The sequence below is a fragment of the Pseudoalteromonas sp. T1lg48 genome, from assembly GCF_002964785.1.
Classification (GTDB): Bacteria; Pseudomonadota; Gammaproteobacteria; order Enterobacterales; family Alteromonadaceae; genus Pseudoalteromonas.
Map to the genome: position 1 here is coordinate 82,228 of NZ_PQCC01000001.1, position 16,821 is coordinate 99,048.

Consider the following 16,821-nt stretch of genomic DNA (forward strand, 5'->3'; position numbering starts at 1 on the left):
TGAAAAAAGGGCTTATTTTTATGTTACTGAGAGACATTTACCGCGATTGCGTTCTTTTCTCGCTCCTGACGCTTGGCAAGTCGCTTGGTCCTATCGACCACATCACCCACCAACTGACCGCAGGCGGCATCGATATCATCACCACGGGTACGTCTAACTATTGTCGTAATTCCCGCGGCTTGAAGCACCTTGGAGAAGCGGTCGATGCGTGAGTTGCTGGAACGACCATATTCATTGCCCGGGAAAGGGTTGAATGGGATCAGGTTTACCTTAGAAGGCGTGCCTTTTAAGGTTTGCACCAACTCATGGGCATGATCCGTACTGTCGTTTACTTCTTGCAGCATCACGTATTCTACCGTCACTTCCTTGTTTGCCTTGGAGCCATCGATATAACGGCGACAAGCGGCTAGGAACTCTTCGATAGGATACTTCTTGTTGATCGGTACCAGCTCGTCACGCAATGGATTGTTCGGGGCGTGCAGCGAAATAGCCAAAGCCACATCAATTTGCTCTTTGAGCAAATCCAGAGCAGGAACCACACCCGAAGTACTTAGGGTAACGCGACGTTTCGACAGGCCAAAGGCCCAATCGTCCATCATCAGTTCCATCGCAGGCACTACGTTTTTAAGGTTTAGCAAAGGCTCACCCATACCCATCATGACCACATTGGTAATAGGGCGACGGGTACTATCACCATGCAGGCCGATATCTTTAGCGACACGCCATACCTGACCGATGATTTCCGAAACCTTAAGGTTACGGTTAAAGCCCTGCTGCGCCGTTGAGCAGAAAGTACATTCAAGGGCACATCCTACTTGCGAGGATACACACAAGGTAGCGCGGTCTTTTTCCGGGATCCACACGGTTTCAACTTCCTGGCCGCCATCAAGGATAAGTGCATACTTGATGGTACCATCACTAGAAGGTTGTTTAACCGAAATCTCTGGCGCACGAATTTCACATTCAGCTTCCAGGCGAGCCTTCAGCTTCTTGTTTAGGTTGCTCATTTCTTCGAAGTTATCGACGCCAAAGTGATAGATCCACTTCATAACCTGATCGGCACGAAACGGCTTTTCACCAATGGATGCAAAGTAGTCGCGCATACCTTGGCGATTAAAATCGAGTAAATTGATTTTTTTCTCAGTCGTGGCCATGAATAAACCTCTATCAGGTGACGGATAAAATGAAGGCGGCAATTGTACACAATTTAACCATTATAGCAATTCCTTAGTTTACTCACCGACGGTAGGAATAAACTAAGGAATTACAGGGACAAGAAAAGGGCCTGAAGGCCCTTCCCTGGATCTGCGTAAGACTCGAAATTAACGAGTACGTGGGCAGATTTCTTCTTCAGCGAAGAAGTAAGCGATTTCGCGAGCAGCCGACTCAGGAGCGTCTGAACCGTGTACCGCGTTCTCGTCGATGCTGTCAGCGTAGTCAGCACGTAGAGTACCGGCAGCCGCTTCAGCTGGGTTAGTAGCACCCATGATTTCGCGGTTTTTACGAACTGCATCTTCACCTTCAAGAACCTGAACCATTACTGGGCCAGAAGTCATGAAAGAAACAAGGGCACCAAAGAAAGGACGCTCTTTGTGCTCAGCGTAGAAGCCTTCAGCTTGCTCTTGTGAAAGGTGAACCATTTTAGATGCTACGATCTTAAGACCAGCAGTTTCGAAACGGTTGTAGATTGCACCGATGTGGTTTTTAGCTACCGCATCAGGCTTAACGATAGAGAAAGTGCGCTCTAAAGCCATGTGTTGCTCCAAATAACGTTAAATTTTAAGTGTTAAACTTTACCGGGCGCGAATTATACGCGCTTTAGCGTGAAAATCCTACTACATTGTGACCCAGGCAAGGCTAACAAATTTTTGTGACGCTTTGACTAATGGGCCTCAAGGAGCCTGGGCCATAGGTCGGATGCTGCTCCACCAGCTCACCCAAACCCTGATCCAAATCAAAACCAGTGTTACAGACACGCGCTAGAATCCGCCGCTATTTTTTACCTCAGTTGACTCGGACTCAGCCAAGGATTTGATATGTCGATATTCACCCCAGAATTACTTAGCCCGGCGGGCAGCTTAAAAAACATGCGCTATGCCTTTGCCTATGGCGCCGATGCGGTTTATGCCGGACAACCCCGTTACAGTTTACGGGTGCGCAACAACGAATTTAATCTCGCCAATTTAGAGCTGGGTATCAATGAAGCCCATGCCCAAAACAAAAAGCTCTACGTGGTGTCTAACATCGCTCCGCATAATGCCAAGGTGAAAACCTATTTGCGTGACATCGAACCGGTTATCGCCATGAAGCCAGATGCGCTGATCATGTCCGATCCGGGTCTTATCATGCTGGTAAAGGAAAAGTGGCCGGATATGCCCATTCACTTGAGCGTACAAGCCAATGCGGTGAACTATGCCAGCGTGCTTTTTTGGGCCAAACAAGGCATTGAGCGGGTCATTTTATCCCGCGAATTGTCACTGGAAGAAATTGCTGAAATCCGCGAACTCTGCCCCAACACAGAACTGGAAGTGTTTGTGCATGGTGCCCTGTGCATGGCTTACTCGGGACGCTGCCTGCTCAGCGGTTATATCAATAAGCGCGACCCGAACCAGGGCACCTGCACCAACGCCTGCCGCTGGAGTTACGATGTAAAACCCGGCGAAGAAACCGAAACAGGTGATGTGGTGCACAAGATCGACCCGACCCTGGGTTTGGGTGAGCCCACCAAAGAAGTCTTTATGCTCGAAGAGCAAGGTCGTCCGGGGGAATACATGCCGGCGTTTGAAGACGAGCACGGCACCTATATTATGAACTCCAAGGACCTGCGCGCGGTGCAATATGTGGATGCACTGACACGCATGGGTGTGCACAGCTTAAAAATCGAGGGCCGTACCAAGTCCTTCTATTACGTGGCGCGCACCGCCCAGGTTTATCGCCGCGCCATTGATGATGCGGTAGCCGGCAAGCCGTTCGATCCAAGCCTGATGAAGAGCCTTGAGCACCTGGCACACCGGGGCTACACCGAAGGTTTCTTAAAACGTCATGCGCATCAGGATTATCAAAACTATGACTATGGCCATTCGGTATCCGACTCCCAGCAGTTTGTCGGTGAGGTTTTAGGACGCACCAACAATGGCCTGGTAGAAATCGACGTAAAAAACAAATTCTGTACCGGCCACTCGCTGGAGCTGATGACGCCACAGGGCAATATCAACTTCAACCTAGCACACATGGAGAATAAAAAGGGTGAGCGCATCAATGATGCCAAGGGCTCGGGGCATATAGTCCGTATTCCACTGCCGGAAGACCTGGACCTGGATAAAGCCATCCTGCTGCGCAACCTGGCGCCGGGTCAGGACACCCGTAATCCCTTCCCTACCCAAGGGTGAGACTACAAGGCGTTATGATAGGCGGTTATACGACGCTCTACATCCAGCTCCAGCACCACCTGAGTGCGGTGCGGGAGCTGGCTTAGAGCATGGCGGGTCAGGCGTTCGAAGTAACCGATAAAATCGGCGACTTGCGCCTTGTTCATGGTGTGGGAGGTATGGCCCACACGGGCAATCAACTTTTTCTCTTGCTGCCAACGCCAGGCCAGCACTGCATCGAAGCTTGGTGCCTTCAACATAATACCTATGTCGGCCTGGGCGAATAATGGCTGATAATCTTGTTCCAAGCGGGTATTAACATAGCGCCGCCAGCGCCCATCCGCATCGTGCTCTTGTTCTAACTGATTGATGGGCACCCGCAAGGCTTCTTCACTTTGTGGTGGTGTACCCACACACCAGCCCTCGACGATTAACACATCTAGGGGCTGGGTAAATTGCTGCCAGTCGCTGGAAGCACAGGGTTCGTCCATCGCCTTATCGAAACGCGGCACGCTCAATGGGGCTTGCCCCTGGCGCACCTCATCCACCAGCCGTTGCAAACGGGCGATATCATGTGTCCCGGGCACGCCCCGCGTAGCCAATAAGGGGTGCACCCGCTGCGCCAACTCATTGCGCTGGGCCTGGGAGTAATAAAAGTCATCCAACGAACAGGCACAGACATTAAGTCCGCCCTCCTCGCGCAGGTAGCACGCCAGATAATCGGCCAGGGTACTTTTACCCGAGCCTTGCGCGCCGTTGATAGTCACAACCAGCGGCTGCTCCGGCTTTTTGGCGGCTATCAGCTGTTGCGCCAAAGGAGTAAAGTAGTCATTGATTTGCCGTGCATACTGCTGTGTAAGGCCATGACGGGATAAAAATACCGCTGTGTCCATCTTTGCGCTCTACCTTAGGGTCACCTGACCCTTGTGTTACCATGTTTAGCCTCAGTGCATACCCTGGGCCAATATATAAGTACATTATAAAACAGTGAGTTATTAACTCCACCATGGCAAGTGGCACAAGTTTGGTGCAAGCTAAAGCACATCCGAGTGGCATTTAACGCCAGTCATTCCTTGTCCTAGATCAAACCAAGACGAAATAACCTAAACCTCGGTAGTGAGTCGCGAGGCAATTTTATGTACCATCGCGCACCTGCGTTTATGGGGTAAAAATATGGCATTGCTGATCAACGACAAATGCATTAACTGCGATATGTGCGAACCTGAGTGTCCAAATGGTGCCATTTATATGGGGGCGGAAATTTATCAGATAGAGCCGAGTAAATGCACCGAATGCGTCGGCCATTACGATAACCCAACCTGCGTCAGTGTATGCCCCATCGACTGTATTAAGCCGGATCCTGAGCATCAGGAAACACTCGCTGAGCTCGCCGATAAGTATGTACTGCTGACACAAGGCGACGAGCCCAGATAAACTCCACACACTACTCCTGCACTGGCTTTGCAGAATCTTGTTTGCTGCTTGGTAGCGCCTTATTGGGCTGCAACAACATGTCGGTCACAGACTCTTGAATGGCCTTTTTCTGCGCCGCGACTAACTGAGCCAGGGCTTCTTGCGTGGCCTGCTTAATGGCCAGCTCTACTTCCTGTACCAGAGTATTGGCATGGGTCAATGAACTCATTAACAGTAAGCTGGAAACGATGGCTGCATGTAGGTATTTCATAATGGTATCCTTGGTTTGATCTAGTAAGTAAATGTCCCTGATTTACTTTCAACGACCGTGCCAAAATAAAATACATCCAATATTCAATAAGTTACCATGAATCTTTTATTTTCACCGCAAAATTAGCGTCCGCGAACGGACACTCCTGTGTCCCAGGCCGGACACTTTATGGCTAAGCGCTTTGTGCCGAAAATCGGCGATCACGCATAAAAAAAGCGTGACCGCCAATGCTGCGCTCACGCTTTTATTCGTTATTCCTATTTAGGCACCCACTATGCCCAGGGGTGTGGCGGTGCGCCAGGCACCGCGGGTAAAGTCTGGAATAGTGATGGACTCACTGCGATTGGCTACCGATTGCGCCGACAGGGGAGAAATCACCGACCAGGCGGCGCCGTCATACACATCCTGATCCAAAGGCTCACCATTTCGTAAACAATAGATCATGCGCCAGAACATCAAGAAATCCATGCCGCCGTGGCCACCATTGCGCTCAGCTTCTGCACCCATTTTCTGCCACAGGGGGTGATCGTATTTATCGTACCAGGGCTGCATATCGTATTCCCATTCGTGGAAACTCTTGTTGCCGCCATGCTCCAGGGCAATACGATTGGGGAAACCGGCAAAGACACCATTGGTGCCCTGGATCAGGTTGTGACGACTATAGGGGCGCGGCGTGGTGGTATCATGTTGCACCATGATACTGCGCCCGTTAACGGTTTTTATCAGCGTGGTATTCATGTCCCCGGCAATATATTTCAGTTGATTACGCTCATGCTCCGCCGGGAATTCACGCTGCGCATAGGCGGCGCGACCCAGGGCAGGCGAGCTCATGGAGGTGAGGTAATCAAAGCGATCGCCGCGGTTAATATTCATGTATTGCGAAACCGGGCCCAAACCGTGCGTGGGGTAAAGGTTGCCGTCGCGACGAGCATGCCAGGCGGTACGCCACGAGCCGGTCTTGTGCTCTATTTCCTTCATCTGCCAGCGCAGCTCGTGAATATAGGCCGCCTCACCATGCAGCAATTCACCAAATACGCCCTGACGCACCATGTTTAGCACCATCAACTCGTCGCGGCCGTAGTTGACGTTTTCCATCATCATACAGTTTTTCTGGGTGCGCTCGGCGGTGTCGACTATGTCCCACATTTCTTCGACCGTCAGTGCCAACGGCACCTCGACAAAGGCGTGCTTGCCACTGTTCATGGTGTCGATGGCCATGGGCGCATGCCAGCGCCAGGGCGTGGAAATAATCACGATATCAATATCATCGCGGGCCAACATGTCTTTATAGGCCAGCTCGCTGTCACCGTAGGCGGTGGGTTTTTCCTTGCCTTCTTTAACCAGGAAGTCGACGGCGCGATCCAGCACCTCTTGGTGGGTATCACAAATGGCTCTGATTTCGGCGCCCTCAATGTAGCTCATGCGTTTTACATGGCCATAGCCACGCTGACCCACACCGATAAAGCCGACTCGCACCACATCCATTTTTGGGGCGATTAATCCGATCACCGACTGGCCCTGAGCCTTTGGTGTAGCCGCAGTACCAGCGGCAGTTCCGGCGCAGCCCGCCATCGACGCTGTGGCGGCGGCACCGGCCACCGCGCCCGCCGCCTTTAAAAAATCGCGTCTGTTGAATTGTTTCATTGCTTGTTCCTCAGTCATGCCTTTCCAGCCTTTTTAGCACGCTAGCGTAAAGCACCAAGGCAGGCAAAAGGAACGAGATTAATGGCAAATGAAAGCGATAAAAAACCCAGCTATTTGCTGGGTCTGTAGTTTAAGCATTATTGATCAGGCTCTTAAGCCTTTCTTGTTGCGCCAGCACGCTGCGATACAGGGCAAACTGATTATTGGCTCTGTCGAGATTATGGCGGCCATGCTTAATGCTGAAATAATGGTCGCCGTCGATATAGTCGGTAAGAAAACGCACCCCGATCATAAAGGGCATCACCCTGGCGCCAAGCCAGAAGCTGGCCTTTTCCTCGGCGGTAATGTGCGCCTTTAAAGGCTCAATATAGCCCTTGACCAGGGCGGCAAAGATTTCTTCACGCACCCGCACATTCGCCAGGTTAATACTGTCTTCTTCTTCCGGTGAGCAGAAGGTGCGCACCATGTCGCCAAAATCGAATAACCAATAACCGGGCATGCAGGTGTCCAGATCGATCACCGCTTTGGCCGCGGGTGCAGCCGCGGGCGCAGCCTTTGGCTCTGACGTACCCTGCTTGTCGCTAAACAGCATATTGTTGATTTTGGTGTCGTTATGACAAGGACGCAAAGGTATTTGCGCGCTAACCGCCGCCACTTCATCTATTAGGAAAGCTTGCTCGCGACAAAAATCCAACTGCTGCTGTACGTCCTTAACACGACCGAGTTTATCGGCTTGCACAGCCTGCTCCAGCATGTCCATGCGCATGGCGAGATTATGAAAATCCTTGATCACCGGATACAAGGACTCGGCGTCGAAATCCTGCAGCGCGGCGGCAAAGCGACCAAAGGCACTGGCAGCAACCTGAGCCTGCAAGGGCGACTGCACCACCTCTTCACTGCGGCTGTTACCTATAAATTCCAAGGCTCGCCAATGCTCACCATCAATGCTCAGCAAATAGCCCCCCTCCAGGGTGGGCACATGCTTGATCACTTCAAGATCATACTGGCTTGCCTGATGCTTTTGCATCAGGTGCTGCTCAATTTTACGGGCATTGGCGACTAGTTTTTCGGGCTCTGGAAAGACTTGGGTATTGAGTTTCTGCACCACCACACTGCCATCGCGGTGCCCTAACAACATGGTGGTATTGATATGGCCGTTGCCTATGGCCTTTAAGCTCAGTGGTGGCGCAAAGCCGTATTGCTGCGCTAACAGCTGCGCATAATAATCTGTATTCATAGGTGTATGTTTGGCAGCCCCGTTACTTATGGCTTAATCCCTTAAGCGCGGCGATATTCCGAGCCAGTAGGGGCAATTCATCTTTATAGGTCATCCCCATCCAAGCCTGCTTGGCGGCGTAAACATCGACCACTGCTAAGTGCTGGTCAATGCCGTATTGGATTTGATCGGGAAGATAATACTCCTTTGCGTTGCCCTTGTCATGGTGACCAAGGAAGTCAGCAAAGTTTTCTGCCAAAATCGTAAAGAGTCGCTTATCTATTCCCCAGCAGGTCATGGACGCAAGGGCATCCAAGGCCAAAGTCCTCGCCTGCCCCTTATCGTCGAGGCCAAGCAAAGAGCCATCATCCTGGTATTGGATATTGAGCACTTCATCCACGCGCACAAGCTGCTGGTGTTCGTTAAGGGCACAAATACCACGATTCACACCGCCCTGCTCCGACAAGGTTTGTTGCAGCGGATAGGCCACACAGGCCCAGTTGTCGCTGTGCTTAAAGTGTTGCACCAGCTGTTGATAGGCCTGGCTGCCGTAATAATCATCGGCGGTGATCACTATGGCCTTATCGACAACCGCCTCTTTCGCGCATAACAGTGCATGGCCGGTACCCCAGGGCTTTTGCCGCTCGGCTGCAAGCTGTGCTGCTAGCTGTGCGTACTCGGTGGGGACATCCTCAAGACGCTGCTCAACCAGGGTGACTTCCAGATCCTCGGGAAGCTTAGGCAATATCTCTTGCTCGATATAAGCGCGCACGGCAGCGTTAATCACCAGCACCAGATGGCGAATACCCGCGTTATAAGCATCTTCAATGCTCAGCTCCATAATGGTGCGATTGACGCCGGGCAGGGGCGCAATTTGCTTGGCGCCGCCAAAACGACTGCCCAATCCACCCGCCAGCACGACTAAACTAATATGAGGATTCACAGACACTGATCCATTACTGCAAAAAGCTAGAGTGTACCGACAAGCCTCCCGGCACTGCAAATATCTGGGTTAGGCTCCCCCCGTTTAAAATGTCGCTAACCGATATTTAAACACAGGTACTTTTCTTCCAGATACTCGTCCAGTCCCTGATGACCGCCTTCGCGTCCCAGGCCCGATTGCTTTACTCCACCAAAGGGAGCAACCGGGTTGGAAATCAGTCCCTCGTTAATCCCTACCATGCCATATTCCAGCGCTTCGCTGACACGATAAATCTGGCCTATGTCCTGGCTGTAAAAATAGGCGGCCAGACCATAGGGCACAGCATTGGCCTGAGCAATAGCATCAACCTCATCGCTAAAGGTGGCGACGGTGAGCACGGGGCCAAAGATCTCTTCCTGACTAATACGCATCTCGGCAGTAACCTGGGTTAACAAGAGCGGCGCCACATAGTTGCCGCCCAAGGTAGCGGCCTGATTGACCTGTTTTGCCCCCTGCTCAAGTGCCTCTTTAACCAGTTGCAACACCTTGTCTTTGGCGGCGGGATAGATCAGTGGGCCGATATCAACACCGGCACTAAAACCATCCCCCACTTTTAAGGCCTGAACTCGCTCCGCCAACTTAGCGGTCAATGCCTCGGCCACTCGCTCATCGACCAAAACCCGGTTAACACAGACGCAGGTTTGTCCGGCATTACGAAACTTACTGGCAATAATGCCATCGGCGGCCTTATCCAGGTCGGCGCTGGCAAACACCAGCAGCGGCGCATTACCGCCGAGTTCCATGGAGGTGCGCTTTACGGTTGCCGCACACTGGGCCAATAGTTGCCTGCCCACGGCGGTGGAGCCGGTAAAGGTGAATTTGCGCACCACCTCAGATTCGCTTAACTGCTCCCCAACGTCCTTGGCACGGTCGCTCAGTAACACATTAAAGGCACCGGGCTCAAAACCCGCTTCATGGGCCAGATGCGCCAGGGCAAGTGCAGATAGGGGCGTATGCTCGGAAGGTTTAAGAATAAAACTACATCCGGCAGCATAAGCCGGGGCCACCTTGCGGGTGATCATGGCGACAGGAAAATTCCACGGAGTAATGCCCGCCACCACGCCCACACCCTGCTTTATGACCGAGATTCTATGCTTGTCATTGCTGGCAGGGATAAGCTCACCATAACTGCGCCTGGCCTGCTCCGCGTACCATTTGATATAGTCGGCCCCGTATTTAACCTCCCCAAGCGCTTCCGCTAGGGGCTTTCCCTGCTCCATGGTCATGAGCTCGGCCAGTGCCTGCTGGTTGGCCATAACCAGATCATACCAACGCTCAAGCACCTGGGCGCGATGCTCACAAGTGCTGTCTTTAAGGCGGATAAAGGCCCGCTCGGCGGCACTAAGGGCCAGCTCTACCTGGGCCGCTGTAACACGGGATACGCTCGTTAAAACACTGTTGTCGGCTGGATTAGTGACATCAAACTCACCCTCTCCCTCTAGCCACTGGCCGTCGATAAAAGACTGGGTAAATAACAAGGTCGTACTCATAAAACTCTCCCAATAAAAAAGCCGCTGGATATAGGATACAGCGGCTTTTTCTGATTTACATGTGTGGAAGCTTAATGCTCTTCATTTACTATATTGAGGTTGTATTTGGGGATCTCAACCACCAAATCCTCATCGGCAATCTTGGCCTGACAACCCAGACGTGACTCAGGCTCAAGACCCCAGGCCTTATCCAGCATATCATCTTCAAGCTCATCGCTTTCTTCCAAGGAGTCGAACCCCTCGCGAATAACCACATGACAGGTGGTACAGGCACAGGACTTTTCACAGGCATGAGGAATGCTGATGCCATTCTTTAGCGCCACATCCAATACCGTCTCACCGGCCTTAGCTTCGATAGCCGCGCCCTCGGGGCACAACTCTTCATTGGGTAAAAAGATAATTTGTGGCATTGCTTATACCTCATCTACTGATTGGCCGGTCAGGGCCTTTTTAATTGATGCATCCATACGGCGGGCGGCAAATTCACTGCTCGCCGCATCCACCTTTTCGATGGCGTCTTTAATCTTTTGTGGATCCGTGGCGCTGGCGCTCATCGCCTGCATTTGTGCCATAGCATCGCGCAGCGTCGCCAGCTCCTGCTCATCAAGCAAGTGGCTGTCGGTTGCCAGCGATGCTTCTAATGCTTCGTGTACGCGTAAGGCTTCAACCTGCTGCTCTTTAAGCATACGCGCCTGCATATCTTCTTTGGCGTTGCTCATCGATGACTTAAGCATCTCGGCCACCTGGTCATCGGATAGGCCAAATGACGGTTTCACCTGAATTTCCGCCTGTACGCCGGTGGATTTTTCCATTGCCGTTACGCTTAATAGACCGTCGGCATCCACATTAAAGGTCACGCGAATATGCGCCGCACCGGCGGCCATCGGCGGAATACCCTTAAGGCTGAATTTTGCCAAAGAACGGCAATCATCAACCAGTTCACGCTCACCTTGTAGCACATGCAGTGCCATGGCCGTTTGTCCGTCTTTAAAGGTGGTAAATTCCTGCGCCCGCGCCACCGGGATGGTGGTGTTGCGAGGAATGATCTTCTCAACCAGGCCACCCATGGTTTCCAAACCAAGCGACAGTGGCAATACGTCCAAAAGCAACATATCCGCTTCCGGCTTGTTGCCTACCAGGATATCGGCCTGAATGGCGGCACCTATGGCGACTACGCGATCCGGGTCTATGCTGGTTAACGGCTCTTTGGCAAAGAACTCACCCACCTGCTCACGGACGATAGGCATGCGGGTTGAACCGCCGACCATAACCACCTCAAGCACCTCATCCGTATTTATACCGGCATCTTTTAAGGCGCGACGACAGCTGCGTAGGGTTTTCTTCACCAAGGGCATGGCCAGTTCGGCAAACAACTCGCGGGTCACTTCTACCATGTGCGTTTGTCCGTCGAACTCCAAACCGACATTCACCTTAGCATAGTTTGTGAGTGCTTCCTTACAGGCTTTCGCTTTATTTATAAATAAGCGTAAGGTATTAGCCGACAGGCTGTGCGTGCCCGTTTGTTGCTTAAAGTACTCAACCAGCAGGGCATCGAAATCATCCCCCCCCAGAGCAGAGTCCCCTCCGGTCGCCAGTACTTCGAATACCCCTTTGTTAAGACGCAGGATTGAAATATCAAAGGTACCGCCGCCCAAATCGTACACGGCGATCACCCCTTCCTGACCCGAGTCCAAACCATAGGCTACCGCTGCGGCAGTTGGCTCGTTCAGTAAGCGTAGCACCTTAATGCCGGCCAGTTGCGCCGCATCTTTTGTGCTGTGACGTTGAGCGTCATCAAAATAGGCCGGAACCGTGATAACCGCTCCGGTAATGGTGTCGCCACCAAAGCTTTGCTCAGCGCGCTCACGCAAGGCGTTCAAAATATCGCCTGAAGCCTGTACCGGGCTGATATCGCCCTGGCGGGTACGAATATGCAGGCTGCCGTTGTCCTCGCTGAACTCATAAGGCAATTGCCCATAGCTGGCTTCTATTTCTGCCTGGGTTTTACCTAGGAAGCGCTTAACCGAAATCAGGGTATTGTGCGGATCGTCTGCCGCATGGGCGGCCGCTTCTTGGCCGACCACATGGTCCTGCTCAAGATAACGTACCACGGAGGGTAGCATAGCGTTACCCTGCTCATCGGTCAGGGTTTTCGCCTCGCCGCTTTGAACCGTGGCCACCAGGGAGTTGGTGGTACCTAGGTCGATACCTACCGCGAGTTTATGTTCATGAGGTGCCGTGCTTTGCCCCGGCTCAGCGATTTGCAGTAATGCCATGTGTAATATAAAACCTTTTTACTCAACTAGGGTTTGTTGGCCTTGTCTACTCGTCAAATAATTCATCTTCGATGCGTTCAAGTTCATCTTTTAATTTATAAACGAACTTGAGTTTACGCACGTTATCCGCCGCTTTTTGCCAGTCATTTTCATCACTACTGGCCAGCAAGCCTTGCAACTCGTTGCTATATTCGCCATCAAGCTCTTTAATGTGGCGTTCAAACCGCGCAATGGCGCTATCAACATCGCCGCTGGCACTGCCGCAGGCGCGTATGTCTTCAAGCTCTTCACGCAGTTCCATTTGTTGCATTAAGAACATAGGGTCTTGCAAGGTCTGCTGCTCACCGCGAATTTCCACGCCCAGCTCGGCCAACATATATTCAGCACGCTTAAGCGGGTGCTTAAGGGTTTGCAGGGCGTCATTAATTTCCGCCGTTTTTTGCACCGCCAGCAGTTTTTCTCGCTCACTGCCGCCGCTGTGTCGGTCCGGATGCGCCGCCCGTTGCAATTCTAAATAGCGCACGCCGATCTCTTGCAAGTCAACGTCATAATTCACGGGGATCGAAAACAATTCAAAATAACGCATGAAAAACCTTTATAACGAAAAGCCCTACATAAGGTAGGGCTTAAGCGAATACAATACCTGATCCTGAGCAACGCCTTGCCCAATAAGTGCCGTTATACGGTAAAGCTCTCGCCGCAACCACATTCACCATTTTGGTTCGGGTTATTGAATTTAAACCCTTCGTTTAAACCTTCTTTAGTGAAATCCAGCTCGGTGCCATCTATGTATACCAGGCTTTTGGCATCAACAACGACCGTTACGCCCTTTTGCTCGAAGGTTTCATCACCTTCGCTCAGTTCATCTACGAACTCAAGAACGTAGGCAAGCCCCGAACAGCCTGTGGTTTTAATACCCACACGCAGACCTAATCCTTTACCACGATTGTCTAGAAAGGATTTTACGCGCTCCGCCGCTGCATCTGTTAAGGTGATTGCCATACTACTGCCTTATTTGTCGTGTTTACTCTTGTAATCTTTAATCGCTGCTTGGATCGCATCTTCTGCCAGAATTGAGCAGTGGATTTTCACCGGCGGCAACTCCAGCTCGGCGCTGATGTCGGTGTTTTTGATTTCCGCAGCTTCATCAAGAGTCTTGCCCTTAACCCATTCGGTTACCAATGACGATGATGCAATGGCACTACCACAACCGTAAGTTTTAAACTTCGCGTCTTCAATAACGCCTTGCTCAGAAACCTTGATTTGTAGCTTCATTACGTCACCACACGCCGGTGCACCAACCATGCCCGTCGCTACGCTTGGATCATTTTTATCAAGAGAGCCAACGTTACGTGGATTCTCTACGTGATCGATTACTTTATCACTGTATGCCATAACTTTTACCTCGCTACCTTAGTCACTGCCAAGGCTTAATGATGTGCCCACTCAACCGACTCTAAATCAATCCCTTCCTGATGCATCTCCCAAAGTGGAGACATCTCACGAAGTCGGCTAATAGACTCTTTAATAAGTTTTACGGTGTAGTCGATTTCTTCTTCGGTGGTAAAACGACCGATGCTAAAACGAATTGAGCTGTGTGCTAGCTCGTCGTTACGACCCAACGCACGCAATACGTATGAAGGCTCAAGGCTGGCCGATGTACAGGCTGAACCCGAAGAAACCGCAATGTCTTTAACTGCCATTAGCAGCGACTCACCTTCAACGAAGTTGAAGCTGATATTGACTATGCCAGGCACTGAGTGCTCTGGTGCACCGTTGAAGTATACTTCGTCCATATCGTTCATAATGCCGTCGATCAAACGGGTGCGTAAGGCACTGATATGGGCATGATCTTTATCGAAATCTTGTTTGGCGATGCGGAACGCCGCACCCATGCCTACGATTTGGTGTGTCGCCAGGGTGCCCGAACGCATACCACGCTCATGACCACCGCCGTGCATTTGCGCTTCCAGGCGAGCACGAGGCTTACGACGCACGTAAAGGGCACCAATGCCTTTAGGACCATAGACCTTGTGGCCAGAGAAAGACATGAAATCAACTTTCAGCTCCTGCAGGTCAATTTTCACCTTGCCGGCGCTTTGTGCGGCATCAACGTGGAACATGATCTTGCGCTCACGACACATGTCACCGATAGTGGCGATATCTTGAATAACACCTAGCTCGTTGTTTACGTGCATTACGCTCACAAGAATAGTGTCGTCGCGCATCGCAGCTTCAAGCTTTTTCAGATCAAGCAGGCCGTTTTCTTCAACGTCCATATAAGTTACTTCAAAGCCTTGGCGCTCAAGCTCACGACAGGTATCGATAACCGCTTTGTGTTCGGTACGCACGGTAATAATGTGCTGGCCTTTCTTCTTGTAGAAGTTAGCAGCACCTTTAATGGCCAAGTTATTTGACTCTGTGGCACCCGAAGTGAATACGATCTCACGGGCATCGGCATTGATCAGATCGGCGATATCGTGACGCGCTTGATCAACGGCCTCTTCGGCCTGCCAACCAAAGCGGTGAGAACGCGATGCTGGGTTACCAAAATTACCTTCCATTGTCAGGCATTGCATCATTTCTTCGGCAACGCGCGGGTCCACCGGCGTTGTAGCTGCATAATCTAAATAAATTGGTAACTTCATACTTTCTCCGCTCACGGCAACCCTTAGGTTGCTCACAATTGACAGCTGACTTCTATATTCTCTAACTGGCTTAGGGCATCGCTTAGGCTTTTGTCCTGGCGCAAGGCCACTTCTTTAATGTCGGACTTGTTGACCAACTCGGCTAAGCTAATGCCGTGTAAAAACTCTTCAATACGCTGACTTAACTCGGACCACAGGGTGTGGGTAAGGCAGCGCATACCACTTTGGCAGCCGCCTTCTGCACCATGACAACGAGTGGCATCCACCGATTCGTTTACGGCACTGATCACATCACCCACGGAAATGGCACTGGCCTCTTTGCCGAGCAAATAACCGCCGCCGGGACCCCGTACCGAGGTCACCAGGCCTTGCTTACGCAGGCGCGCGAATAATTGCTCAAGATAAGACAACGAAATTTCTTGCCGCTCGGAAATGTCGGCAAGGGGAACGGGCCCAACATCTGTGTGTAGCGCAACATCGAGCATTGCGGTCACCGCATATCTGCCTTTAGATGTTAACTTCATAACGCCCCCATACTCATCAAGAGTGTGAATTTTAATTACCTGAGTATTAGAGTCAAGTATTTACTAGTACTTGAGTGAAATACTCGGGTATTCATTCACATTGTAAATACCTGAGTAATTTAGTCAAGTATTTATGCGCCTTGAAAGTGATGGATTAAGCCCTTTATTTAGGGCCCTTCATTTGTTTATCGACCGAGGTCAGCATACCGCGCAGAATGTCAATTCCTGCTGCTCTGGACGAGCTCGGTTGAACAGGCGCTTGAGCTTGGTCATAACCTGTCCCGGATGTTGCTTAATGATAAAACCGGTATCGCCAAAGGTTTTCTCCAGATGCTCATAAAAACGCTGCATCTGTTCGTTGCTCGGGTATTCGGCTTCATCTTCTTCAACCACTTTGTCCTGACGGTCTAAGAACTGCATGCGGGTTTCATAGCACAAGGTTTGCACCGCCATGGCCAGGTTCAACGAACTGTATTCTGGGTTAGCCGGTATGCAGACATGGAAATTACACAACTGCAGCTCGTCATTGCTTAAACCGCTGTTTTCACGACCAAAGACCAGGGCCACTGGGCCTTGCGCAGACTCGCTAACCAGTTTTTCGCCACAGCCACGGGGATCAACCATGGGCCAGCTCAGGGTACGTGAGCGGGCACTGGTGCCAATCGCCAGGCTACAACCTTCCAGCGCTTCTTCCAAGGTGGAGACCTGGGTGGCGGTGCCGAGAATATCAGTGGCGCCGGCCGCCAAGGCACTGGCATGACTGTCGATTTCACACGCTGGGTCAACCAGATATAGGCTGCTAAAGCCCATGGTTTTCATGGCTCGCGCAGCGGAGCCGATATTACCCGAATGCGAGGTGTTAACTAATACAATGCGAATATTCTCTAACGCCATAGTAAAGTGCTTGTTCTATCAATAACCAATTTGCGCGCTAGTTTACCATAAGCCTCGGCGCTGCGAGTTGAAATTTCGTCCATCTTTAATAGCAA

Annotated in this window: 17 protein-coding genes and 1 pseudogene; 2 read left to right on the top strand and 16 right to left on the bottom strand. The window is 51.3% G+C overall.

The window, feature by feature from the left end; genetic code table 11:
* Window positions 1–23 precede the first annotated feature (23 nt).
* Both C2M29_RS00355 and ndk read right to left on the bottom strand, forming a co-directional pair.
* The gene (locus tag C2M29_RS00355; RefSeq protein ID WP_105187830.1) at window positions 24–1,154 is read right to left on the bottom strand and encodes a bifunctional tRNA (adenosine(37)-C2)-methyltransferase TrmG/ribosomal RNA large subunit methyltransferase RlmN; all 1,131 of its coding nucleotides are present in this window, start codon (window positions 1,152–1,154) and stop codon (window positions 24–26) included.
* A gap of 168 nt (window positions 1,155–1,322) precedes the next feature.
* Window positions 1,323–1,754, bottom strand: a complete 432-nt coding sequence (gene ndk / locus C2M29_RS00360) for a nucleoside-diphosphate kinase (protein WP_105187831.1) — start codon at window positions 1,752–1,754, stop codon at window positions 1,323–1,325.
* A gap of 282 nt (window positions 1,755–2,036) precedes the next feature.
* On the opposite strand from ndk, the gene trhP reads away from it, so the two are divergent.
* Window positions 2,037–3,389, top strand: coding sequence for a prephenate-dependent tRNA uridine(34) hydroxylase TrhP (gene trhP, locus C2M29_RS00365; RefSeq protein WP_199774838.1), 1,353 nt, complete (start codon window positions 2,037–2,039; stop codon window positions 3,387–3,389).
* A 2-nt stretch (window positions 3,390–3,391) separates the two neighbouring features.
* Here trhP and C2M29_RS00370 read toward each other — a convergent pair whose 3' ends face one another.
* Complete coding sequence (locus C2M29_RS00370) at window positions 3,392–4,261, bottom strand: kinase (protein WP_105187832.1); 870 nt, start codon at window positions 4,259–4,261, stop codon at window positions 3,392–3,394.
* Window positions 4,262–4,541: 280 nt separating this feature from the next.
* On the opposite strand from C2M29_RS00370, the gene C2M29_RS00375 reads away from it, so the two are divergent.
* Window positions 4,542–4,802: a YfhL family 4Fe-4S dicluster ferredoxin gene (locus C2M29_RS00375; protein WP_105188088.1), complete on the top strand. Its 261-nt coding sequence runs from the start codon at window positions 4,542–4,544 to the stop codon at window positions 4,800–4,802.
* Between the two features lie 10 nt (window positions 4,803–4,812).
* On the opposite strand, the gene C2M29_RS00380 is transcribed toward C2M29_RS00375, so the two are convergent.
* From C2M29_RS00380 to trmJ, 13 genes and pseudogenes are all read right to left on the bottom strand, one after another.
* Entirely contained in the window at window positions 4,813–5,052 is a 240-nt protein-coding gene (locus C2M29_RS00380; RefSeq protein WP_105187833.1) for a hypothetical protein, read from the bottom strand.
* 261 nt (window positions 5,053–5,313) lie between these two features.
* Window positions 5,314–6,696 (bottom strand): Gfo/Idh/MocA family protein, encoded by a 1,383-nt coding sequence (locus C2M29_RS00385; protein WP_105187834.1) that lies wholly within the window; start codon window positions 6,694–6,696, stop codon window positions 5,314–5,316.
* A 130-nt stretch (window positions 6,697–6,826) separates the two neighbouring features.
* Window positions 6,827–7,933, bottom strand: a complete 1,107-nt coding sequence (locus C2M29_RS00390) for a phosphotransferase enzyme family protein (RefSeq protein WP_105187835.1) — start codon at window positions 7,931–7,933, stop codon at window positions 6,827–6,829.
* Window positions 7,934–7,955: 22 nt separating this feature from the next.
* Entirely contained in the window at window positions 7,956–8,855 is a 900-nt protein-coding gene (locus C2M29_RS00395) for an NTP transferase domain-containing protein (RefSeq protein ID WP_233998316.1), read from the bottom strand.
* Window positions 8,856–8,950: 95 nt separating this feature from the next.
* Window positions 8,951–10,384: an NAD-dependent succinate-semialdehyde dehydrogenase gene (locus tag C2M29_RS00400; RefSeq protein ID WP_105187836.1), complete on the bottom strand. Its 1,434-nt coding sequence runs from the start codon at window positions 10,382–10,384 to the stop codon at window positions 8,951–8,953.
* 71 nt (window positions 10,385–10,455) lie between these two features.
* On the bottom strand, window positions 10,456–10,794 hold the full coding sequence (gene fdx / locus C2M29_RS00405) for an ISC system 2Fe-2S type ferredoxin (protein WP_105187837.1): 339 nt from the start codon (window positions 10,792–10,794) through the stop codon (window positions 10,456–10,458).
* 3 nt (window positions 10,795–10,797) lie between these two features.
* Window positions 10,798–12,660, bottom strand: a complete 1,863-nt coding sequence (gene hscA, locus C2M29_RS00410; protein WP_105187838.1) for a Fe-S protein assembly chaperone HscA — start codon at window positions 12,658–12,660, stop codon at window positions 10,798–10,800.
* A gap of 46 nt (window positions 12,661–12,706) precedes the next feature.
* The gene (gene hscB / locus C2M29_RS00415; RefSeq protein ID WP_105187839.1) at window positions 12,707–13,246 is read right to left on the bottom strand and encodes a co-chaperone HscB; all 540 of its coding nucleotides are present in this window, start codon (window positions 13,244–13,246) and stop codon (window positions 12,707–12,709) included.
* Window positions 13,247–13,338: 92 nt separating this feature from the next.
* Window positions 13,339–13,662, bottom strand: a complete 324-nt coding sequence (gene iscA / locus C2M29_RS00420; RefSeq protein WP_105187840.1) for an iron-sulfur cluster assembly protein IscA — start codon at window positions 13,660–13,662, stop codon at window positions 13,339–13,341.
* 9 nt (window positions 13,663–13,671) lie between these two features.
* Window positions 13,672–14,055, bottom strand: a complete 384-nt coding sequence (gene iscU / locus C2M29_RS00425) for a Fe-S cluster assembly scaffold IscU (protein ID WP_105187841.1) — start codon at window positions 14,053–14,055, stop codon at window positions 13,672–13,674.
* Window positions 14,056–14,090: 35 nt separating this feature from the next.
* Complete coding sequence (locus tag C2M29_RS00430; RefSeq protein WP_105187842.1) at window positions 14,091–15,308, bottom strand: IscS subfamily cysteine desulfurase; 1,218 nt, start codon at window positions 15,306–15,308, stop codon at window positions 14,091–14,093.
* A 32-nt stretch (window positions 15,309–15,340) separates the two neighbouring features.
* Complete coding sequence (iscR, locus tag C2M29_RS00435; RefSeq protein ID WP_105187843.1) at window positions 15,341–15,832, bottom strand: Fe-S cluster assembly transcriptional regulator IscR; 492 nt, start codon at window positions 15,830–15,832, stop codon at window positions 15,341–15,343.
* A 163-nt stretch (window positions 15,833–15,995) separates the two neighbouring features.
* Window positions 15,996–16,726: pseudogene (trmJ, locus tag C2M29_RS00440) on the bottom strand (tRNA (cytosine(32)/uridine(32)-2'-O)-methyltransferase TrmJ).
* Window positions 16,727–16,821: the final 95 nt, after the last annotated feature.